Annotated in this window: 21 protein-coding genes; 6 read left to right on the plus strand and 15 right to left on the minus strand. The window is 54.0% G+C overall.

Translation table 11 applies throughout. From position 1 onward, the window contains the following. Nucleotides 1-2: 2 nt before the first annotated feature. A complete protein-coding gene (locus tag ETV65_RS07170; protein WP_129952223.1) occupies nt 3-542 on the plus strand; it encodes a GNAT family N-acetyltransferase in 540 nt (179 codons plus the stop codon). 116 nt (nt 543-658) lie between these two features. Next, nucleotides 659-1,918 (plus strand): alanine transaminase, encoded by a 1,260-nt coding sequence (gene alaC, locus ETV65_RS07175; RefSeq protein WP_129952224.1) that lies wholly within the window; start codon nt 659-661, stop codon nt 1,916-1,918. 96 nt (nt 1,919-2,014) lie between these two features. Here the strand turns inward: alaC and ETV65_RS07180 are convergent, their stop codons facing one another. Further along, the gene (locus ETV65_RS07180) at nt 2,015-3,820 is read right to left on the minus strand and encodes a DUF4153 domain-containing protein (RefSeq protein WP_129952225.1); all 1,806 of its coding nucleotides are present in this window, start codon (nt 3,818-3,820) and stop codon (nt 2,015-2,017) included. A 193-nt stretch (nt 3,821-4,013) separates the two neighbouring features. Here ETV65_RS07180 and ETV65_RS07185 point away from each other — a divergent pair, with 193 nt between their 5' ends. After that, nucleotides 4,014-4,472 (plus strand): nuclear transport factor 2 family protein, encoded by a 459-nt coding sequence (locus ETV65_RS07185; RefSeq protein WP_129952226.1) that lies wholly within the window; start codon nt 4,014-4,016, stop codon nt 4,470-4,472. 67 nt (nt 4,473-4,539) lie between these two features. On the opposite strand, the gene csgG is transcribed toward ETV65_RS07185, so the two are convergent. The 4 genes from csgG to csgD are packed head-to-tail and all read right to left on the minus strand — an operon-like array spanning nt 4,540 to nt 6,909. Then, nucleotides 4,540-5,373 carry a curli production assembly/transport protein CsgG gene (csgG, locus tag ETV65_RS07190; protein WP_129952227.1) on the minus strand — a complete coding sequence of 278 codons (834 nt, stop codon included), beginning with the start codon at nt 5,371-5,373 and terminating at the stop codon, nt 4,540-4,542. A gap of 32 nt (nt 5,374-5,405) precedes the next feature. After that, complete coding sequence (gene csgF, locus ETV65_RS07195) at nt 5,406-5,798, minus strand: curli production assembly/transport protein CsgF (RefSeq protein ID WP_129952774.1); 393 nt, start codon at nt 5,796-5,798, stop codon at nt 5,406-5,408. Between the two features lie 60 nt (nt 5,799-5,858). Then, a complete protein-coding gene (csgE, locus tag ETV65_RS07200; RefSeq protein ID WP_165383719.1) occupies nt 5,859-6,248 on the minus strand; it encodes a curli production assembly/transport protein CsgE in 390 nt (129 codons plus the stop codon). Between the two features lie 10 nt (nt 6,249-6,258). Beyond that, nucleotides 6,259-6,909 (minus strand): biofilm master transcriptional regulator CsgD, encoded by a 651-nt coding sequence (gene csgD / locus ETV65_RS07205; RefSeq protein WP_129952229.1) that lies wholly within the window; start codon nt 6,907-6,909, stop codon nt 6,259-6,261. Between the two features lie 874 nt (nt 6,910-7,783). Here csgD and ETV65_RS07210 point away from each other — a divergent pair. From ETV65_RS07210 to csgC, 3 genes are all read left to right on the plus strand, one after another. Then, complete coding sequence (locus ETV65_RS07210) at nt 7,784-8,272, plus strand: curlin (RefSeq protein ID WP_129952230.1); 489 nt, start codon at nt 7,784-7,786, stop codon at nt 8,270-8,272. A gap of 70 nt (nt 8,273-8,342) precedes the next feature. Further along, nucleotides 8,343-8,819 carry a curli major subunit CsgA gene (csgA, locus tag ETV65_RS07215; RefSeq protein ID WP_129952231.1) on the plus strand — a complete coding sequence of 159 codons (477 nt, stop codon included), beginning with the start codon at nt 8,343-8,345 and terminating at the stop codon, nt 8,817-8,819. Nucleotides 8,820-9,032: 213 nt separating this feature from the next. Next, entirely contained in the window at nt 9,033-9,362 is a 330-nt protein-coding gene (gene csgC / locus ETV65_RS07220) for a curli assembly chaperone CsgC (protein ID WP_129952232.1), read from the plus strand. Nucleotides 9,363-9,373: 11 nt separating this feature from the next. Here csgC and ETV65_RS07225 read toward each other — a convergent pair whose 3' ends face one another. The 10 genes from ETV65_RS07225 to ETV65_RS07270 form a co-directional block, all read right to left on the minus strand. Then, a complete protein-coding gene (locus tag ETV65_RS07225) occupies nt 9,374-10,399 on the minus strand; it encodes a HoxN/HupN/NixA family nickel/cobalt transporter (RefSeq protein WP_129952233.1) in 1,026 nt (341 codons plus the stop codon). Continuing rightward, nucleotides 10,392-12,713 carry a carbamoyltransferase HypF gene (gene hypF, locus ETV65_RS07230; protein WP_129952234.1) on the minus strand — a complete coding sequence of 774 codons (2,322 nt, stop codon included), beginning with the start codon at nt 12,711-12,713 and terminating at the stop codon, nt 10,392-10,394. The genes ETV65_RS07225 and hypF overlap by 8 nt, the downstream gene beginning before the upstream one ends. Nucleotides 12,714-12,849: 136 nt before the next feature. Beyond that, nucleotides 12,850-15,021 carry a formate dehydrogenase subunit alpha gene (gene fdhF / locus ETV65_RS07235; protein ID WP_129952235.1) on the minus strand — a complete coding sequence of 724 codons (2,172 nt, stop codon included), beginning with the start codon at nt 15,019-15,021 and terminating at the stop codon, nt 12,850-12,852. 23 nt (nt 15,022-15,044) lie between these two features. After that, a complete protein-coding gene (gene hydN, locus ETV65_RS07240; protein ID WP_129952236.1) occupies nt 15,045-15,590 on the minus strand; it encodes an electron transport protein HydN in 546 nt (181 codons plus the stop codon). Between the two features lie 329 nt (nt 15,591-15,919). Next, nucleotides 15,920-16,405, minus strand: a complete 486-nt coding sequence (hycI, locus tag ETV65_RS07245; protein WP_129952237.1) for a hydrogenase maturation peptidase HycI — start codon at nt 16,403-16,405, stop codon at nt 15,920-15,922. Further along, nucleotides 16,398-16,877 carry a formate hydrogenlyase maturation HycH family protein gene (locus ETV65_RS07250; RefSeq protein WP_129952775.1) on the minus strand — a complete coding sequence of 160 codons (480 nt, stop codon included), beginning with the start codon at nt 16,875-16,877 and terminating at the stop codon, nt 16,398-16,400. The genes hycI and ETV65_RS07250 overlap by 8 nt, the downstream gene beginning before the upstream one ends. Further along, on the minus strand, nt 16,877-17,674 hold the full coding sequence (locus ETV65_RS07255; RefSeq protein ID WP_129952238.1) for an NADH-quinone oxidoreductase subunit B family protein: 798 nt from the start codon (nt 17,672-17,674) through the stop codon (nt 16,877-16,879). Before ETV65_RS07255 ends, ETV65_RS07250 begins: the two co-directional genes overlap by 1 nt. Beyond that, on the minus strand, nt 17,671-18,228 hold the full coding sequence (locus tag ETV65_RS07260; protein ID WP_129952239.1) for a formate hydrogenlyase complex iron-sulfur subunit: 558 nt from the start codon (nt 18,226-18,228) through the stop codon (nt 17,671-17,673). The genes ETV65_RS07255 and ETV65_RS07260 overlap by 4 nt, the downstream gene beginning before the upstream one ends. Before the next feature lie 13 nt (nt 18,229-18,241). After that, nucleotides 18,242-19,966: a hydrogenase large subunit gene (locus tag ETV65_RS07265; protein WP_129952240.1), complete on the minus strand. Its 1,725-nt coding sequence runs from the start codon at nt 19,964-19,966 to the stop codon at nt 18,242-18,244. Between the two features lie 44 nt (nt 19,967-20,010). Beyond that, entirely contained in the window at nt 20,011-20,964 is a 954-nt protein-coding gene (locus ETV65_RS07270) for a respiratory chain complex I subunit 1 family protein (protein WP_129952241.1), read from the minus strand. Nucleotides 20,965-20,971: the final 7 nt, after the last annotated feature.

A 20,971-nucleotide genomic window follows, 5' to 3' on the forward strand; every position in this document is an offset into this window, starting at 1 on the left:
ACATGATTTCGTTATCCACGCCGCGGCTGATCATGCAGCCTCTCCAGGCTGATGACTGGGCATTTTTCTTGCGGCTGTATCAGACCCCGGAGGTCATGCGTTTTATCGGCGATATTGAAACCCACGCGCAGGTTCATCGCCGTTTTGAACAACGTCTGGGTCACTGGGATCGCGACAGTGATTTCTGGCTGTGCCTGCTGATGCGTGAAAGAGAAACCGGCGCAGCAGTGGGGCTGACCGGATTTTTCCCGGACTGGCGGCCGTATAAACAGGGTGAAGTCGGATTCATTCTGGCACCTGAACATCAGCGTAAGGGGTATGCCGTGGAATCCCTGCGTGAAGTGCTGAACTTTGCGTTTGACCAGTGTGGTTTTCATCGTTTGCAAGCTAACGTGCTGGAAGGCAACGACGCATCGCGCCGTGTGCTGGAAAAATGCGGATTCCGGATGGAAGGGCGTTTGCGGGACAGCTACCGGATCGGTGATGAGTGGAAAAACGACTGGCTGCTGGGGCTGCTGGCCACCGATCCACGTCCGCAGTGAAAAAAAGATGCCCGGTATCTCGACAGCCATTTTCCTCTGCGTTATGTTCGTTGTAGGCCGTTACGCGGCCAGCGTCGCTCGGACGGTCCGGGCGCTTACGTATCCCAGAGGAAATTATGGCTGATTCCAGTTCACCCCGTCGTTTTTCACGTATTGATCGTCTTCCCCCTTATGTTTTCAACATTACCGCTGAACTGAAAATGGCCGCACGCCATCGTGGCGAAGACATTATCGATTTCAGTATGGGCAATCCCGACGGCCCGACACCGCCGCACATTGTGGAAAAGCTGGTGCAGGTTGCGCAGCGCGAGGATACCCACGGTTACTCGACCTCACGCGGCATTCCGCGTCTGCGTCGTGCCATTTCCCGCTGGTATGCCGATCGCTATCAGGTGGAAATCGATCCGGAAAGCGAAGCTATTGTCACCATCGGTTCGAAAGAAGGGCTGGCGCATCTCATGCTGGCAACGCTCGATCATGGCGACACCGTACTGGTGCCCAACCCAAGTTATCCGATCCACATTTATGGTGCCGTGATTGCCGGTGCGCAGGTGCGCTCCGTGCCACTGGCCGAAGGCGTGGATTTCTTTGCTGAGCTGGAAAAAGCCATTCGTGAAACTATTCCGCGCCCGAAAATGATGATCCTCGGTTTCCCGTCTAACCCGACGGCGCAATGTGTGGAGCTGGATTTCTTCGAGCGTGTGGTGGCACTGGCTAAACAATACAACGTGCTGGTGATCCACGATCTGGCCTATGCGGATATCGTCTACGACGGCTGGAAAGCGCCGTCAATTATGCAGGTGCCGGGCGCAAAAGACATTGCGGTGGAATTCTTCACGCTGTCGAAAAGTTACAACATGGCGGGCTGGCGTATCGGTTTTATGGTCGGTAATCCTGAACTGGTCAGCGCGCTGGCACGCATCAAAAGTTACCATGATTATGGCACTTTCACGCCGTTGCAGGTGGCGGCCATCGCCGCGCTGGAAGGCGATCAGCAATGTGTGAAAGACATTGCTGAACAATACCGTCAGCGCCGTAATGTGCTGGTACGAGGTCTGCATGAAGCGGGCTGGATGGTGGAAAATCCGAAAGCATCAATGTACGTCTGGGCAAAAATCCCGCCTGCTTATGCGCATTTAGGATCGCTGGAATTTGCCAAACGATTGCTGGCCGACGCAAAAGTGTGTGTGTCACCGGGGATCGGTTTCGGGGATTACGGCGATACGCATGTCCGTTTCGCCCTGATCGAAAATCAGGACAGGATCCGTCAGGCCGTGCGCGGCATCAAAGCGATGTTCCGGGCCGACGGTTTGCTGCCACCTAAAAAAACGGTGGGTGAACCGCCCGTGGAACAGGATCCGACGGTCACTGCCTGAGGCGCATTTGAACAAAAGCCGGGCGACGCCCGGCTTTTTTATGACATCAGGCTAACTTCTTTATTATCCAGGTCATATTTATCCGGGAATTTTGCGTTATTCTTCGTCGTGGTTGTAGTGAATGACCCGGCGTTTACCGTCAATCTGCACATCACTCCATTTACGCTGCATCGGTTTTACCTCACCGTTGCGCAGGGCGGTAATCAGTGCAGATTTATCTTTTTCTTCATACAGATAAAGTTCTCCCGCCTGGGTCCATTTCCCGGCCTGTCTGGCGTAAATGCGACAATTAACGGAAGGTGCATCCAGCGTATTACAGAGAAAAACCTCTTTCTGCCGGTCATTGTTTAAATCCAGCGTATTGACGATACACGCACCCTGAAGGCTGAGGCAATCGCGCAGTGTATTGCGGTACTCCTCCAGCTGCGGCAGGTTTTTCCACCATGCGTCATCGGGGGATGTCGCACCTTTCGCCAGCTGAATCCGTTTTTTCGCCTCTTCCACACGATAATTTTTCGCCAGTTCGGCTGCATTTTTATCGTTGTAGGAACCCCAGCGTGATGTCTGTGCCATCATATTTTTCACTGTGGTCAGCAGGCGCGGATCGGCAGTGAATGCGGGGTGCTGTTGCAGCGCTGCCAGCGCGTCGTTACCCCGCCGACCGGTGTCAAAACGCAGCCATTTCAGATCAACATCCTTCGCCTGTATCTTGCCCTTGTCGAGGCGTGCAATCTGGTTGTTCACGCTGATGCGGTAAGGATCGAGCAGCGGGCTGTTGGCGGCAATCACCAGTATCACCACCAGCACCGACAGCGGTTTATTGAGCTGGGTGATGCGTGGCAGCCAGCCGGGGTGCTTATCGATAACCGATAAGCTGTAGCAAAGCGATGCGAGCAGCGTAATGATGATCAGCAGCACCGCCCGCAGACGTTCCGGTGTCCAGCCGTGTTGCGAAACGCGCAGGCCGGTGGCGTAGAGCGCCAGTATGGCATACAACGGCAGCAACAAAATCGCCGCATTCACCAGCAGGCGGATAGCGCGCGGATAGGGTTTGACCTCGCTGTCAGTTTCACGCACGACATTGACCAGCAACAGAATACTCAGCGCCATGGTGGTCAGCAGGCTCGCTGCAGACCAGGCTTGCGACAGCGTTGACAAGCCGGTGAAGGGCAGGGCAAACAGGAAAATCAGCGCGACAAACGCCACCAGCGGCAATAAGCCTTTCAGGATGAAACGGATGATGTGGCGGGTGGTATTGATGAGCGCCGGCTGCGTTCGGCAGATGACGATACTGGCCCCTAACAGCAGCCCGTAAACCAGATACATAAACAGCGGCGTTTCAAAAAATAATTCATGGAAATATTCGATGCCGACCAGCCGGAACAGCGCCGCGCACAGAGCCATCACGCCCACTGCCAGCAGCATCAGCAGGAACGTAAGCATGGCCGACAGCGTGTTCTGGCTGTAACACGCAGAAAGACTGGCATAGCGGTAACGGTTTGCCGCCGGGAAAGTTTGTACCTGCAGCCACGGCAAAACGAAGTAGACCAGCAGCGCCAGAGACAAATTAAATGACACCAGCACTGAATCCGCCGATGTCTCCGCTATATTACTTTTTACCCAGGTGGCCATACCGGCCAGCAGCAGCGCCAGCAGGGCCACTGAGGCCCATAACCGGCGGTCATTCAGATGAACGACGGACAATGAAATCAGCACCGGTAATGTAAATGCCATAGTCTGGCCGTAAATATTGTGAGAGAAACCGGCAAATCTTGCTGGAATGTGGTCTGAGAAAAAGAAGTACAGCAATAATCCCTGAAGCAGGCAGAGGGTAATGATTAACCCGCGGCCGGGTGTAGGCAGGTGTGGCATCGGGCGACCTGTCTGATTGAACTGAGGCATCCGTGGCTCTCCGGAAAAAATAATGTAAGGGGAAGTAATATAAAAACTCCCGCCAGTGTAGAGAATTCCCGCCCGCTGTGCAGAAAACTCTTCATCAGGCAGAAACGGTGGTTTTGTGAGCACTGCCGCTTCACTGGCAAAATCAGCTGTAGTCACTAGGCTTATGTATTAAATGGAGAATTCCGAGGTGAAAATGGCAGAACACGAACTGAAAGAAAAACGCATTGAAATTGTTAGAAATTTCTACGCCAAACTGGATCAGGCAGATGCGTCATTGCTGGATCTCTTTGCTGAAGATGTGGTGCTGTTTTTTCCAAAATTTGGCACTGCACAGGGAAAAACTTCGCTGGGGGAACTCGGTAAACGCTTCGCGCTTGAAATCGATAAGATCCAACACATTCAGGACGCGTTCCGTTTTCTGAGTGACGGAGATGCCATTGTGCTGGAAGGGCAGATGCGTGGCGTGATGCAAAACGGTGACCGCTGGCCGACGTCGGAGGCCGGCAGCCATCATTTCTGCACGGTCTTTGTCTTTGAAGATTTGCTGATTAAACGGCTGAGTATTTATCTCGATCCTGATTTTAATCTTGAGGATAAGAAGCGGGTGAATAATTATCGTCAGGTGGTGAAAACTGAGGAAAACAAAACCTGAGATCACCGGATAAAAAAAGAAGGGAAACCGTTTCAACCCACGGTTTCCCTTCGCCAACTGCCGGTTATCAGGATTCGGCAGGGACAATATTGTTCTTGTAGCGTTGCAGAATCGGTGAGTTGATGTCCGACGGGTTCTGCAACTGCCACAGGTTACGTTCGATGCCGTCATTCACCAGATAAATCACCCCGGATTCAATCGCCGACATCAGGCACAACATCACAGGCTCATTGGTGGTGTAACCCAGTTCACCTTCCAGTAACCGCTGATAGTCGATAAAGCGGAACACCCCGGCCTGCACTTCATACGACAAAATCGTCTTGCTGGTATTCACGGACGATAAAACTTCTCCGGTATTGACGTCGACAGCACGCAGGTTCACCGCTATCTGGTCCAGCTGGTATTGCGTGCTGGCTCCGATACCGAAGTATCGCGCCCCCGCACCGCCTGATTTCACATTACTTTCGTAACCGATTATCGAGCCTTCAATCAGGATATTCGCCGCGACCAGCGAGGAAAGCGGCCGCTGATTATTGATGGCGACGCTGCCATTCTCCTGCGCGGCACGAATAATTTTGCGTTCGTTCAGTAAGTTTTGCAGCCCCTGACGTTCCAGCGGGATAAACCATTTGGAATCTTTGAGTGCCGATACCAGCATCGCTGTGGCACTTTGCGGCACGGCGGTCGAGAAGTTACTGGCCGGATATGGCTTGAACTGGCCCGTTTCATCCTGAATGTTATAGACCGACACAAAAATCCGGCCCTGCGGCGAAGGCAAGTGAGTCAGATCGGTATAGCTTGGTGCCCGGGGCAATAATGTCGGTCTTGCGGCTTCTTTCGGTGCTGCTGTGAGGCACCCGCTCAACACAAAAACTGCGATGAGTAATAAATAGCTGCGCATGATGTCGTTCCTGTTTTTATTGGTCATCGGAATCAGTTGGTCGTGGCGGACAAGCCCTGTACCTGGATAGTGGAAATTTTGCCGGTCTTGCGGTCAGTGACATTCATCACCAACTGCCCGTCGGTATTCTGGATATCCACGATAAAGTCTTGTGTTACCAGCCGCCCCGGTTTCCCCTGATTGACATTGCCCATCAGGCTGCCCAGTAATTGCGACTGTATCGAGGCGGTAAAATTATCCAGCGCGGACGTCTGGGTGGAGCCGAAGTCATAGCTGTCGGGATCTTTATAAGAATTCTGCGCCTGAGCTTCGTTGAGCAGAAACGCACCATTATTCGGGTTGCCACCAAAATTCGGGTTGATGAACTGAAAAACCATGTTGCCGCCCCAGGAAACCGGGGATGCCGTCAGTAATGCCAGCAGCATGACTGAACGCGAAGCTGAGACTGGAATATTCACGATGCTCTCCTTAAAAGAGGCTGTGCATTAAAATTCGTCATGGGCGAGATCCCCGGTGCCCAGTAACGCTTTGTCTAACTGCCGCCGTGATAGTGCTTCGCTCACCCCGGCAATGGCGGTATCGATGTCCTTATTAAAATTGCGACGGTTCGGAAACAGCAAAGCCTGATAAAGGGTGTCCTGACCTATTTTTATGGTGATCCAACTGCCCCAGCGGGCGCTGGGCCTTTCTGAAATGGTGAGCGTTTCCGGGTAGTTCTGTTCCCATTTGCCGGTGAAGCCACGGTAAAAATCATGGCCAACCGAAGTCACGGTTCTGTCGGTGATAAGCCCCGGATCTTTTATATCCGCAGCCTGTACATGCAGGCAGGTGGCGCACAGCAGCGCCAGCCAGAGCCAGAAGCCCTTTATGCACATAGTCATGATGTCAGCGCTTGAGGTTGTCGTTAGCCCAGGACGCCGCCTGGGTACGGTTTTTAACCGATATTTTCCTAAATAAATTATAGAGATGCGTTTTAACGGTGTTCTCGCTAATAAACAGCAAACGCGCGATTTCCGTATTCGAGGCACCTACACGTAACTTATTAAGGATCTCTTTTTCGCGATGAGTCAGGCCGGTATCTTCTGAGTGAAGCTGGCGGAAAGCACCGGACTGATTGATCAGGTAACTGGCGAAGCCCTGAGAGAAGTAGCATTCTCCACGGATCACGCTTTTAATCCCTTCCACCAGATGTGCTTCATCGGTGGAAAGATAAAAAACGGCGCTGATCCCCGGCCAGGTTTCAATTTCCCGAAAATGATAATTATCCGGTGTGTTTAATAATAATAACTTCACATTGTCGTGATAACGGTTTACCGCTGTTTGCCACAGATCAATTGTCCGACGATCGGCCTCCATCATATCGAAGAGAATTAATGCCTGATGAAGCGGCTGATCTTCAAGTAATTTATGGATATTGTGAAGCCGGGCATTAACACAAAGTTGCTGTTTTAATTGCTGCAATAAAGCACTGGCTTGTAATGATGGTTTAGTCACTAATAAAAGAATATTATTATTGATTGCTGCTTCATTACTCATAATGAAACCCTGCCCTGATTTTTATAGCCACAGTCTGCCATTGCCTGATCACTGAAAAGGCAGGAAATAGACTGAGATTTTATTTTGCTAAACCTATAGCGATATGTTTGCTGTGTATATCTGAAAGTAGCAAATATTCACAACCTGAGGCACATAATATTTTCAGGCGGTTTTATGTGCGTTACTGACTCAATTTAGCTTTTGGTTTACCTTACGCAAGGCTTATTTGTGTTTCAGAATGTAACATAAAATGTATAAAGCTTTCCTTATGTATTGGCGGGAATTAATTCCCGTCATGTTAAAGAGGACTTAGCTACTAATTTTACACTAAATTAACGTTTGGCCTTGTTAAGGCTAAATATTTCTTCGATAGCAACCCGGTTTAATTGTGCTGAAACACCCGCCGGCTGCATGCTTCGCCTTTAATAACCCAAATTATGGTGTCTTTTTGTATTGATTTCACTTAGGTGAGCAGGCCTGTAAGTCACTTTACATCGGGTTAAACAGCGCTATAAAGCAGCGGAAAGGCTTTTTTTTGCGACTGCTAAGGGATGAAAGTGTGCAGGTGATCTCTTTTACGTGGGTTTTTAATTTCAAAGAGAATTAAGAATAGTTGCATTTGTGTGATTATTTAAACTGTTCTGCACTTTAATTTTAGGATTAATGCCATGGGGTTGATTAGCCCCGCTGACCTTTTACGCCATCGTTCCGGACAGTCCGCATGATAAAGGTCGTCTCATACTTTCTGATGAAGCCGGAAATTAAAATACGACGGGCGGGTGAGTTCCTTATTTTCAGTAAACACCATAATCAATTTGTCCGCAGCAATTAACCGGTGAGCTAAGTAAGGTGCCGGTATATACAGGGTGGCGAAATGAAAAAGACTTTATTAACCCTGGCGTTACTTACAGCATCCTGGGGGATTCATGCACAGCAATTTGATATGACTTATCCGGAAATCAATTCTGCAGGGTCGGATCAGATTTTCGCGGGTGCAGGAAATTCAACGGGGAACTCCGCTGTAATTTATCAGAGCGGTAATAGCAATCTGACCGTCACCCATCAGACGGGTTACGGAAATTCAGGTGCTATCCGCCAGACCGGGTCAGAGAATACAGCACTGCTGAATCAGCGAGGTAATGGAAATAACGCGGATATATCCCAAAGCGGTAGCGATAATTTCGCCTACATATCGCAAACCGGCGGCGGGGATGCATCCATTACGCAACAGAATTTTGGCAATACCGCATACATTCTGCAAAAAGGCCGGAGTGTAACGGAAATTCGTCAGAATGGTACGAACCAGAGCAGCGGCGTCGTACAAAACTCGTCAGGAATGGCGATTAGAGTGACACAGCATTAGCAATCAAATCGGCCCAAAAAGGGTAGAACGTTTTTTATGACATCCGACATTAAACCAATGGGGTAGCATCATGAAACTTTGGAAAATTGTGGCAGTTTCCGCTTTAGTCGTCAGTGGCAGTGCGTTTGCAGGGGGCAATGATGGTCATCACGGTGGCGGACCCTCCGGCCCGTCAACACCGCCGTCAACGGTCCCGACATTCACGGCAACTCAGTGGAATTCTGAAATTCAGATTTACCAGCAGGGCACGGCTAACCTGGCGAATGCCACTCAGTCTGGCGCACAAAAATCGCTGACCTCCATCGGTCAGGATGGTTACAGAAATACCGCGAGCACCAATCAGACTGGCGACGGCAGTCTGGTGAGCGTTTCTCAGAAGGGTGACTTCAACAATGCTAACGTTGCACAAACTGCAAACGGCAGCAAAGTGCTGGTTTCCCAAAATGGTTCTGGCAACTATGCTCAGGCTTCGCAAGGGGCTAACGGTGCTCTGACCAATATTGTTCAGTCTGGTACCGGCAACCTCGCGTACGCTTCACAAAACTGATTCAGCTCCCTCCCCTGTGAAGGGGAGGGCTGGGGTAGGGTATTACTCGCAACGTCGGATTTGATGTTGCCTGCGAAACCCCCTCCCGACCTCCCCCTTCGCAGGGAGAGGAGCAAAAAACAGGTTTAGCTTCTACCATGAGTCATGGCAAAAGCTTCTCAGAACAGGGCGCTGGCCCTGTTTTTTTTCGACCGGATACGGAGGATAAACGTTATGCATTTACTCCTGATTGCTGCCGTGATGTCCAACCAGCTTTGGTTCGATACACAAAACAATGCGCAGAATTATGTCATTACGCCGATGGTCAGCCTCACCAAAGCCTGTGCCTGTCAGGTAGCGGTTTCTGTTTCGCAGGAAAGTACTGCGGGCACCAGCACCAGCCGTCAGAGCCATAATATGAATCTTTCCGCTAACCAGCCGCAGCCTCTGGGGCAGATGCGTTTTGCCGTCCAGCCCGGGGGCAAAACGCAAATTATGATAACTGTAACGGACGGCGATAAACTGCGTCTGGAAAAGCAACTGACCTTGCCGGACGATGCCTGACGGCGCGCGGATCACACTGCCAGATTGTCGTAGCCTTTACGGCGATAATTGAGGGCAGAAATACCCCAGAACACCACAAAAATCGCCACGGCAGCGTACCCCACGCTGCCCATATTTTCATTGAGGCGCCCGACAACGACCCAAATTCCACCGTGTAAGTCCAGCTTATCGGCCAACAGTCCGAGCGCTTCCAGGCCACCGATAAACAGGGCGATTACCACACTGGTGGCGGTAATTGTCATGTTGTAATAGAGCTTACGCACCGGTTTATCGAACGCCCAGCCGTAAGCGCCGACCATGACAAAGTTATCCAGTGAATCGACCAGCGCCATGCCGCTGGCGAACAGCGCCGGAAATACCAAAATGCTCCATACGGACATACCGGAAGAGGCCCCGGCGGTGGAAATACCCAGCAGGCCAATTTCAGTGGCCGTATCAAAACCCAGCCCGAATAAAAAGCCTACCAGATACATCTGCCAGCTTTTGTTTACCAGATTAAACGCAAAGCTGAATAACCGGCTCATCATCCCACCCTGCATCCTGTGATCTTCTCCGGTTTCCGCAGAATTTTTACCCTGTTTGATTTTCTGAAAACGGCGGTAAACATCGCGCAGGATCAGCGCATTCAACAGCGCCATCATCAGCAGAAATAGCGCGGAAACCAGTGTGCCAATCGTGCTGCCATAGTCATGCAGCCAGCCAATTTTATTACCAAACACCAGAGATGTTGCCGCGATCGCCACGCAGGCCAGCACCACAATGCTGGAATGTCCGAGAGAAAAAAATGCCCCGACTGCCACCGGCCGCTGTCCTTGTTGCATCAGCTTACGGGTGACGTTATCAATAGCCGCAATATGATCGGCATCAACGGCGTGACGCAGCCCGTAACCGTAAGCCAGCAAGGCCGCCGCCACCAGCGCCGGGTTGTGGCGAAACACCACCAGAGCCCAACCCCAGGCCAGTAAATTGACAGCCAGCAGCCCGATCAGCAGCCAGAAAGCACGACGGTGCGTGTGAAAAAAATCACGGTTAATCATGGGAGTCCTTGTTGTTAAAACCAGAAGAAAATTGCAGGCGGGCGCAGGCGATAACAGCCTGCCCCAGCGCCAGACCGCCGTCTCCGGCAGGCACCTTTTGTGGCATCAGCACGCGAAGGGGCGCTAAATAGTGATGTAAAAGCCGGCGCAGCAGACGGTTATGCAGCACGCCACCCCCCAGCGCCACAGTACGGGTGCCAGTTCTGACCGCGTGATAGCAGGCGAGGGCGGCAAAGCCTTGCGCCAGCGCATCGTGAAAAGCGAAAGCCCGCGCGTCAGGCGTAGCCCTCCAGCCGAGCCATTGCTGCCAGAACGTCGCTAAATCAAGAAACGTGCCCGACGGTGTATGCCGCAGCGGCATTGTCACCGGATGCGAAATACCCTGTCCGCGTTGCGCCAGCGCTTCCAGACGGCTTGCCGCCTCGCCTTCCCAGCTCAGTTGCGCAGGCGTACAGCCGAGTGCGGCGGCGACGGCATCAAACAGGCGTCCGCAGGAAGACGCCAGCGGGGCATTAATCCCGGCGGTGATGGCTCTGGAGAGCGGCAACCACGGATGTTCCTGTAACGCCTTTGCCTCAGGGCGTGTCTGCCAGTCCGGCACAAAAGCCTGCCAATGTGCCAGTAAATTCCGCCACGGTTCCCGCGCGGCGCGGTCGCCACCCGGCAGCGCAACGGCGGGCAATCCGCCTAAATGTTCGCAGTGCAGATAATCTGCCTGCAAACACTCGCCGCCCCACAGGGCACCGGTTTTAGCATCAGCAATGCCATAACCCAGCCCGTCAAGCGCCAGCCCGATAACCTTGCCGCCATCCAGCGGCCAGCCATGTTCCGCCAGACATGCAGCAATATGGGCGTGATGATGAAGAACCTCCGTCACGCGTACACCGTGGCTTTCCGCCTGTCTATGGCTGACATACCCCGGATGCGCGTCACAGGCCACTGCCACCGGCAGGCAATCATAAAGGCGCTGAAAATGTTCAATCGCGTGCTGTTGTTGTCCGGCAATATCGCTGCAGGTGAGTGATCCGAAATGCGTACTGAGAATGGCCTGATCGCCGCGCACCAGACAGAAGGTATTTTTGAGATCACCGCCCAGCGCCAGCAGCGGCGGCTGGATGTTGAATCCGGCAGGCAGTGTAAAAGCATCGGGCACATAGCCGCGCGCGCGGCGCAGCATTTCAATACCCCGGGGTGTCACACGCAGCAGTGAATCATCGGCGCGCTGGACAATATCGCGGTTATGCAGCAACCACACGTCGGCAATACCGTTGAGTTGCAACAGCGCAGCTTCATTGGTCAGTACAGGCGCACAACCGTTCGCATTGCCGGAGGTCATCACCAGGGGGGTATGAACCGCCTGTATCAGTAAATGATGCAGCGGAGTAAACGGCAGCATCAGTCCGACTTCGTCCAGGTCCGGCGCAATGGCAGCACACAGCTTTGATATCGCACTTTTCTCTGCCAGTACGATGGGTGCAGCCGGTGATTCCAGCATTTCACGCAGTGCAAATTGCGGGCTTTCATCGCTGCATTCTGCCAGCCAGCTGATATCCGGCAGCATCACCGCCAGTGGTTTTGACGGCCGCTGTTTACGTTCCCGCAGCCGCATTACCGCGTTTTGTTGTGTGGCATCACAGGCCAGATGAAAGCCGCCCAGCCCTTTAATGGCGACGATTTTACCCGCACGTAATGCCGCGACGGCGCATTCCAGTGCCGCTTCTCCTTGTGCCAGAATGTTGCCATTTTGCAACGTCGCGCTGACCTGCGGCCCGCATTGCGGACAGGCGACCGGCTGTGCGTGAAACCGGCGGTCAGCAGGATCCTGATATTCGTGCTGGCAGTGCGGGCACAAGCGAAATTCCGCCATGCTGGTGGAAGGGCGGTCATAAGGCATGGCGCGGATCAGCGTAAAACGCGGGCCGCAATGTGTACAGTTGGTGAAGGCGTAGCCGAAACGACGATCCCCCGGACGGGTAATATCTTTCAGGCATTCGGGGCAGGTTGCCGCGTCGGGCACTACCTGTGTATCCATCCGGCTGTGACGGCTGTCAGCAATAGTGAAATTTTGCGGCGGTATCGGCCAGTCGAAAGGATCGAAAGTGATGCTGTCGATGCGTGCCAGCGGCGGGCAGTCGCGTTGTAACTGTTCAATAAAAATTTCAAGATTGACCGGCTGAAGCAGCCTGATTTCCACACCTGCGCTGTCGTTACACACTTCCCCGCGAAGCCGCAGACGGTCAGCCAGTTGCCAGACGAAAGGCCGGAAACCGACGCCCTGGACTTTACCGCAGATGCGAATGAGCAGACCGGACATAAAAACCCTTTTTAAACGTAGAGGAGGGTTTTAAAGCTCCTCCCCTTCGCAGGGGAGGGAGCAAAACTAAAACCCAATTCCCACTCCTCAGGGAGGCGCTTAAAACCCACTCCTTTTGGTGAGGAGCTAAATCAAACTAAATCTCAACCACCGGGATCACATCCTCAACGGCGCTGCGCAGGCGTGCTTTCATATCGCTGTAAGTCTGATGTGCGTAGTTTTCGGCCCAGCGCTGATCGGTGATTTGTTCGACTTTCACTGCGCAGTATTTGGTTTCCGGTGTTTTGGAAATCGGGTCGAGATTATCTTGCGTCAGCTCATTACAGGCGCCAATCCACCACTGATACGTCATGTACACCGCACCCAGATTGATACGTTCGTTGTAGTTGACGCGTGAGATAACTTTGCCGCGGCGTGAGGCCACCCAGACCAGTTGCTGGTCACGGATATTCAGCGCCTGGGCGTCAGCCGGGTTCATTTGCACGAAACCCGGTTCGTCAGCCAGCGTCTGCAATGCCGCACAGTTACCGGTCATCGAACGGCAGGAATAGTGGCCGACTTCGCGCACGGTGCACAGGACCAGCGGGTAATCACCGTCCGGCACTTCGGCCGGTGCGCGCCACGGTGCGGCAAACAACTGGCCTTTACCTGTCGGGGTATCGAAGTGATTGTCGGCGTACAGGTATTGCGTCCCCGGGCTTTCAAGTGTGGTACAAGGCCACTGCACATGTCCCAGTTCGCCCATTTTTTCGTAGGTGGCGCCGTAGAACAGCGGGCAGAGGTTGCGCATTTCGTCCCAGATTTCCTGGTTATCGTTGTAATGCATCGGATAACCCATCTCGGTCGCCAGCAGACTGATAATGTCCCAGTCGCGTTTGACGTTGTATTTTGGCTCAATGGCTTTCTCGAAACGCTGGAAGCCACGGTCTGCGCAGGAGAATACGCCACCATGTTCGCCCCAGGAGGTGGCCGGTAAAATTACGTCGGCCTGCTCGGCGGTTTTGGTCATGAAGATGTCCTGAACCACCACGAATTCCAGCGCTTCGAAGCCTTTTCGCACCAGACCTAAATCGGCTTCAGTCTGCAATGGATCTTCACCCATAATGTAATAGGCTTTGACCTTACCTTCGATTGCCAGATGCGGGATCTCGGTGATGCGGTGACCGACTTCGGCGTCCATTTGATTAACGTCAATGCCCCAGGCATCGGCAAATTTCGCACGAACTTTTGCATCAGTGACGGACTGATAACCCGGGAATTCATTCGGCAACACGCCCATATCACAGGCACCCTGCACGTTATTCTGCCCGCGAACCGGCCCGACGCCGACATTGGCGCGGCCCAGATTACCGGTCAGCAAGGCCAGCCCTGCCAGCCCTTTCACCACGTCAACTGCCTGACCAAACTGAGTGACGCCCATGCCCCACATGATGGTGGCAGAAGGTGCGGCGGCGTAAGTGCGCATTGCCTGGCGGATTTGCTGTGCGGAAACACCGGTTTGTTCTGCCACGGCTTCCGGTGAGTAATCCGCGACATTTTTGCGGTATTCCTCAAAGCCCTCGGTGTATTTCGCCACATAGTCATGGTCATACAGATCTTCTTCGATCAGCACATGGGCGAAGGCATTCACCAGCGCCATGTTGCAGCCGTTTTTGATTTGCAAATGTTGATCGGCAATGCGGGCGGTTTCGATGCGGCGCGGGTCGCAGACAATGATCTGTGCGCCTTTTTCTTTCGCTTTGATCACGCGGCGTGCGACGATCGGATGAGAATCCGCGCAGTTATAGCCGAACACCAGCAGACATTTTGAGTTTTCGATATCGCCGATGGAGTTACTCATTGCACCGTTACCGAGGGTGGCCTGCAAACCGGCAACTGACGGGCCGTGACAAACGCGGGCACAGCAGTCAACGTTGTTGGTGCCGATCACCGCACGGGCGAATTTCTGCATCACGTAGTTGGTTTCATTGCCGGTCCCGCGGGAAGAGCCGGTAGTCATAATGGCGCGCGGGCCGTGTTTTTGTTTAATGTCTTTCAGGCGTTGTGCAGTGTAGCGGATGGCTTCATCCCAACTGACGGCTTCGAATTTCCCGCCTTTCTGGCGGCGGATCAGGGGTTGGGTCAGGCGCGGGGTCAGCAGTTTGGTGTCATTGAGAAAATCCCAACCGTAATAACCTTTCAGGCACAGTTCGCCCTGATTGGTAACGCCGTTCGCCGCTTCCGCACGGATGATTTTTCCGTTATCGACAACCAGATTCAATTTACATCCGGCACCGCAATACGGGCAGACAGTAGTGACTTTTTTCATGCTATTGCTTCCTTAATCCGGGGTTAAAACAGCAGCGGGGAGGTGCTGTCGAGCGCAGCGCGGCGGCGTTTTTCTGCGTTCATTTCCTGTAAGTGGTTACGGTCGATGGCGAACAGTGCCTTGGTCGGGCAGATTTCCATACAGGCCGGGCCTTCAGCGCGGGCGTGACACAGGTCGCATTTGTGCGCCTCGGCTTTATCCGAGGTGGTGATCATCGCCGCGCCGTTCTGGCGGAAAACCGGTTTGGTGACCACTTCCATTGCGCCATACGGACAGGCGACAACGCAGGTCTTACAGCCGATGCAGCGTTCCTGCATCACCTGCACATGATCCCCGGTGCGAAGAATGGCGCCGTTCGGGCAGACGTTGGCACAAGGCGCATCTTCACACTGGCGACACATCACCGGTGTACTGAGATTGACGCCTTTGATGACGTGCAGACGCGGGGCGAAGGTGGCGGCGTTAAGCAGCGAGATATCTTGTGATTCACTGTGAGCCATCACGCAGGCAATTTCACAGGTACGACAGCCGATGCATTTTTTAGGGTCGGCGATAATAAACCGGTTCATCTCTCTCTCCAAATCCCCGTCGTCCTTGACACCGCAGGTGCGTTGGCTGCGTTCACTCGCCCGAATCACTGACTCATGTCAGCTCATCGGGACTCCTTCGCTTGCTGCCTTCCTGCAATGCCAATGCCTTAGGGGATTTCAGTATGCTTTTAATTGAGGGGGTTAAAAGTTTTCATCTACTTCTATACATAAAGCGTGCCAGTTTCTTGATTGTATTATTTGCCAGTAAATTCAATGGGTTATTTGTTTTGTGTGTGACGGTGACGAAACCAGTCGCTGACGTCATGTCTGTTTCGTCACCGCATCGACAGTTATGTCGACAGACGCTGTCAGGCGGTTTCCTGCCGGAAAGGGGCTATCCCGAGCCCTTGCTCCAGCGCAGGCAATCGCTGATACAGATGGCTAACAGCCTGTTCAACAGCGGCGCTCATGGGGAAGTAAAAAGCCACCACATCCGGCTGAATGCCGACAAACGTGATGTGCGGGATGTCTGTACGCAACTGCTGAATGAGGAATGTCAGCGGCAGATTATGGGTGGTCATCATGAACATGTCGGCGATGTCATCTTCATCGATGATGCGCATTTCACCGGGCGCCAGCCCCATGTCAGTGGCATCGACAATCACCAGATGTGCAGGCCGCAGTTCGCGTAAATAACCGATGTCGTTTTCCGGTACCGCGCCGCCGTCAACCACTGTCCAGCCGGCCAGCGGTTTTTCAACGCAGAGTTCGGCCAGCCGCGGACCGGCACCGTCATCGCCCATCATGCTGTTGCCCACGCACAACAGTGCGTAGCGGGAGGTTAAATCAGGCATCGTATCTCCTGACCATCAGGTACATGGCGGGGTCGTGTTCAATTTGGGTGAGCAGGGCGATGAGCCGGTCGCTCCAGCCCTGTTGTTCAGCACTCATTTTCGGGCGGGCATCACGCAGCGCCAGCGCCAGCAAGTGGGTGTGGCTGCTGTCGATATTGATCTCCCCGAAACGCCGCACACCGGCCAGTTTGCGGTGCGCTTCGCTGTTTTCAGGCAGACAGTCAACCCAGTGCAGATACCCCTCAAGCGGGCATTCCAGGCGGGATGTCAGACAGTCGATCACCCCGAGGTGATGGCCGATCGCCAGGCTGTAATACACCACTTCCTGCACTTTTTGCGAACTGCGTTTCTGTGCGCTTTTCTCATCGACAAACTTGCTGCTCAGTGAATAGAAAATCACTTTGTTTTTGTCCGGCTGATGACCGGTATAAGGTTGATGGCGCGCGTAGCGCTGGTCGTTAACGGAGGTCATCACAGATGTACCTCACCACGCAGAACCTGCTGATAAATGTGTTGCAGATTGCCGACAATTTCGTTGAGACGCAGATCACCTTGTTCCTCAAGATATGCAGACACCCGCTGTTCCACCGGTTGTAAGCCGGGCGCGGCAACGATATCCATAAACTTGTCAGCAATCTGGCGGCCATAACGGTAACCGGCCATCCGGCGTGCTTCCCTGTCCAGTAATACGCGTAGTGGCTGCGGTATATCCGGGTGCAGCAGCGCTGCCGGTCCGGTGGCCGCTTCGTCGTGTTGCTGGCCTTTAATCTTCTGATCCAGCAAACCCAGCGCCAGCGCAAAACCATAAATGGTGGCAGCCGGTGTCGGCGGGCACCCGGGAATATACACATCCACCGGCACGATTTTGTCGGTACCTCCCCATACACAGTACAGATCATGGAAGATGCCACCGCTGTTGCCGCAGGCTCCGTAGGAAATGCAGATTTTCGGATCCGGTGCACTGTCCCAGGCGCGCAGTGCCGGAATGCGCATGGCGCGGGTGACGGCACCGGTGAACAGCAAAATGTCGGCGTGGCGCGGCGACGGTACAACCTTGATGCCGAAACGTTCGGCATCGAACAGCGGGGAAATGGCGGCGAAAATCTCAATTTCACAGCCGTTACACCCGCCGCAGTCCACGCGATACACGTAGGCTGAGCGGCGGATGCTGTTAAGCAGTGTGGATTTCAGTTTAGTAATGCTTTCGTCCAGCGTGACGGGGACCGGCAAGCCGTTTTCGTCACGCGGAGCAAACAGGTTATGACTCATGAACGGGCCTCCGTGGTCATGTGCCGGCCGATATCAATCCGGTCGGTCGAAGAAAGGCTGTGTAGTTTTTTGCATTCGGGACAGGTTTCGTACTGTTCGCGGCGTTCAGAAATTTGCCGGTCGCTCAGTGCGACACTTTCCTGCAACAGGCTGAGTGCGAAGTCGATTTCCTTTTGTACCGCGTAAGGTTTGCCGCAGGCCCGGCAATGACAGATCGGGAAATCCGCCGTCTCAAACAAATCTTCTTTCCGCCAGACTGCCAGTTCGAATTCCTGCGACAGTCTGATGGCGGCCGTCGGGCAGACTTCTTCACAGCGGGCGCAGAAAATACAGCGTCCCAGAAACAGCGACCAGCGGATCGTTTCGCCGTCTTCTGCCGTGGTCATGGTCAGCGCGTTAGACGGACAAGCGTTGGCACACGCGCCGCAGGCAATACACTGCTGTGCGGTGTATTGCGGTTTGCCGCGAAAATTGGGTGCCAGATCCAGCGGCTTAAACGGATAAGCCACGGTTGCGGTGCCGGTTTTAAGCACTTTTTTAATTAGTTTCAGCATGATAAGCAGTTCCTCAAAGCGGCGAATTTTTGCGTTCGATGCCGTAACGTTCGATCTCTTTGTAAGGCACGACAATGGACGTTTTCTTACGCACATCAACAACCGTCATGCGGTCGGTGCAGGAATAACAAGGATCGAGACTGCCGATAATCAGCGGCGCATCAGACACCGTATTGCCGCGCAGCATGTAGCGCAGTGTCGGCCAGTTGGCGTAAGTCGCCGCACGGCAACGCCAGCGGAACAGCTTTTGGTTGTCGCCGGTCATGCTCCAGTGAATGTCATCACCGCGTGGTGCTTCGGCAAAACCAAGAGCAAAGCGGTGTGGAATATAATTGAAACCTTCGACTGCCAGCGGGCCGCCGGGCAGGCTTTGCAGGCCGAACTCGATCATATTCAGGGCGTTAAACACTTCATGGATACGCACTTTCAGGCGGGAATAAACGTCGTTACCGGTTTCGCTGCACAGCTCAAATGGCAGTTTGGCGTAACCGGCATAAGGGTGATCCTGACGCATATCGCGGCGGTGACCACTGCCACGGACCATCGGCCCGACGTTACTGAAATCGCGAGCGACTTCAGGATCCAGAATACCGACGCCCACGCTGCGCTGCCGGGTATTCGGCGTGCTGAGCAGAATATCAACCAGCTCGTTAAGATCACGGCGCATGCTGCCCGCCAGGGCAATCGTGGCTGTCATATCATCTTTGAGAATGTCGCGGCGGATACCGCCGATCAGGTTCATACCATAGGTTTTACGCGCGCCGGTCAGGATTTCTGCCATCTTCATCGACTGTTCACGGACGCGGAAAAATTGCATGAAACCGGAATCGAAACCGACAAAGTGGCAGGCCAGTCCGAGATTGAGCAGATGGCTGTGCAGACGTTCCACTTCCAGCAGAATGGAACGGATCATCTGGGCACGTTCCGGCACCACAATGCCCATCGCATTTTCGACCGAAGAGGTGTACGCCACGCTGTGCGTGAAGCCGCAGATGCCGCAAACGCGGTCTGACAGGAAGGTGACTTCGTTGTAGCCCATGCGGGTTTCAGCCAGTTTTTCCATGCCACGGTGCACGTAAAACAGACGGTAATCGGCATCGATAATGTCTTCGCCGTCGACGAACAGACGAAAGTGTCCGGGTTCGTCAGACGTGACGTGCAGCGGACCAATCGGCACGATTTTGCTGCCTTCTTTGGCTTCGGAAATAAACGGATAGGTTTCTTCATCCGTGGTCGGTGCCGGGCGCTGACGGTAATCCATCGCGTCTTTACGCAGCGGATATAAATCGTCCGGCCAGTCATCCGGCAGCACCAGACGTCGTTCATCCGGCAGCCCGACCGGACGCAACCCGTACATATCACGGACTTCGCGTTCGCCCCAAACGGCAGCCGGTACGCGCGGTGTCACGGAAGGAAATTCGAGGGACGCGGGATCCACTTCGGCGCGCACGGTGATCCAGCACTTCACGCCCCGTTCCATCGACAGCACATAATACAGCGCGTAATTGCCGCACAGCGTCCGTTCGTCGTTACCGAATAGCACGGACAGCCAGCCACCCTGCTGGTAATACAGCCATTCGACGACTTCCGGCAGCCAGTTCAGCCGGATGGTGACGGTTGCCTGTGTATCGGTCTGCCATTCACTGCCTAAAATTGCCGACGGAAACTGTTTCGCCAGCGCGGCCAGATATTCTTTGCCGACCGGGTTTTGATTTAATGCGGTATTAAACTCACTCATTACAAAGCCTCTTCCCGCCGCAGCGGGACAAGAAAAATGTCAGGTCAGCCTGCGACCAGCCAGGAAACCAGCGCCAGAAACGCCAGCCCGAATCCCGCCCAGGTGGTGCGGGAAGTTTTAAGAAAGCGCAGACGGGCGACGCTGTTCTCGATTAGCGCGACCACAAAGACCGCGATCAGCAGTTTCAGCAGGCACCACACCACGGCGGTCAGCAGGGCCAGTGGCGTGAACTGTTCCGTCAACCCGAACGGGAGGAACAGACCGATGAACAACTGCAACACCACCAGTTGTTTCAGGCTGATGCCGATTTTCAGCACGCCGAGCGCCGCGCCGGAATATTCTGTCAGCGGGCCTTCCTGTAATTCCTGCTCGGCTTCCGCCATGTCGAAAGGCAGTTTGCCCATTTCGATATAAGTGGCGAATGCACAGGCCAGACCGGCCAGAACGAGAGTCAGGGAAGAGGACAGCGGCCAGTGCAGTACGCGGGCAGCAATGGCACCCAGCGAGGTTGAACCGGCCACCAGTGCCGCAATCCACAAACCAAGCAGCAGGATCGGTTCGACCAGCACACCGAGTACCGCTTCACGGCTGGCGCCTATACCGGTGAAGGTGCTGCCGGTATCGAGACCGGCAATCGCAAACACAAAACGCACCACGGCAAACAGATAAATAACGGTGATCACATCGCCCGCAGCTCCCACTGGCGAGGCCAGCGTGACCACCGGCAGGGCCGTAGCGATCACCAGTAATCCGCCGGTCAGCAGATACGGCATGCTGCGAAATGCTGAACCCGCGGCAGCGGGCGCGACACTCTGGCGGGTCAGCAGTTTGGCGATATCACGGTATTCCTGTAATACGCCCGGCCCCTGACGGTTGTGCATCCGCGCGCGCATCACGCGGCTGAAACCGGCAAACAACGGCGCAAGCGCCAGCAAGGCAATGGCCTGCAGCAGCCCCAGCGGCCACAACGAACCTGCGAGTAAGAATGAAAAGTTCAAAGTCAGT

The sequence above is a fragment of the Rahnella sp. RFA10(1/100) genome (assembly GCF_004195115.1).
GTDB lineage: Bacteria > Pseudomonadota > Gammaproteobacteria > Enterobacterales > Enterobacteriaceae > Rahnella > Rahnella perminowiae.

Coding starts and splice junctions, on each gene's coding strand:
- csgA (WP_129952231.1), top strand. CDS start 8,343: ATGAAACTTTGGAAAATTGTGGCAGTTTCCGCTTTAGTCGTCAGTGGC.
- csgE (WP_165383719.1), bottom strand. CDS start 6,248: ATGTGCATAAAGGGCTTCTGGCTCTGGCTGGCGCTGCTGTGCGCCACC.
- ETV65_RS07170 (WP_129952223.1), top strand. CDS start 3: ATGATTTCGTTATCCACGCCGCGGCTGATCATGCAGCCTCTCCAGGCT.
- fdhF (WP_129952235.1), bottom strand. CDS start 15,021: ATGAAAAAAGTCACTACTGTCTGCCCGTATTGCGGTGCCGGATGTAAA.
- csgF (WP_129952774.1), bottom strand. CDS start 5,798: ATGCTGCTGGCATTACTGACGGCATCCCCGGTTTCCTGGGGCGGCAAC.
- csgC (WP_129952232.1), top strand. CDS start 9,033: ATGCATTTACTCCTGATTGCTGCCGTGATGTCCAACCAGCTTTGGTTC.
- ETV65_RS07260 (WP_129952239.1), bottom strand. CDS start 18,228: ATGCTGAAACTAATTAAAAAAGTGCTTAAAACCGGCACCGCAACCGTG.
- ETV65_RS07225 (WP_129952233.1), bottom strand. CDS start 10,399: ATGATTAACCGTGATTTTTTTCACACGCACCGTCGTGCTTTCTGGCTG.
- ETV65_RS07265 (WP_129952240.1), bottom strand. CDS start 19,966: ATGAGTGAGTTTAATACCGCATTAAATCAAAACCCGGTCGGCAAAGAA.
- ETV65_RS07255 (WP_129952238.1), bottom strand. CDS start 17,674: ATGAGTCATAACCTGTTTGCTCCGCGTGACGAAAACGGCTTGCCGGTC.
- ETV65_RS07210 (WP_129952230.1), top strand. CDS start 7,784: ATGAAAAAGACTTTATTAACCCTGGCGTTACTTACAGCATCCTGGGGG.
- hypF (WP_129952234.1), bottom strand. CDS start 12,713: ATGTCCGGTCTGCTCATTCGCATCTGCGGTAAAGTCCAGGGCGTCGGT.
- ETV65_RS07185 (WP_129952226.1), top strand. CDS start 4,014: ATGGCAGAACACGAACTGAAAGAAAAACGCATTGAAATTGTTAGAAAT.
- hycI (WP_129952237.1), bottom strand. CDS start 16,405: ATGCCTGATTTAACCTCCCGCTACGCACTGTTGTGCGTGGGCAACAGC.
- alaC (WP_129952224.1), top strand. CDS start 659: ATGGCTGATTCCAGTTCACCCCGTCGTTTTTCACGTATTGATCGTCTT.
- hydN (WP_129952236.1), bottom strand. CDS start 15,590: ATGAACCGGTTTATTATCGCCGACCCTAAAAAATGCATCGGCTGTCGT.
- csgG (WP_129952227.1), bottom strand. CDS start 5,373: ATGCGCAGCTATTTATTACTCATCGCAGTTTTTGTGTTGAGCGGGTGC.
- ETV65_RS07250 (WP_129952775.1), bottom strand. CDS start 16,877: ATGACCTCCGTTAACGACCAGCGCTACGCGCGCCATCAACCTTATACC.
- ETV65_RS07180 (WP_129952225.1), bottom strand. CDS start 3,820: ATGCCTCAGTTCAATCAGACAGGTCGCCCGATGCCACACCTGCCTACA.
- csgD (WP_129952229.1), bottom strand. CDS start 6,909: ATGAGTAATGAAGCAGCAATCAATAATAATATTCTTTTATTAGTGACT.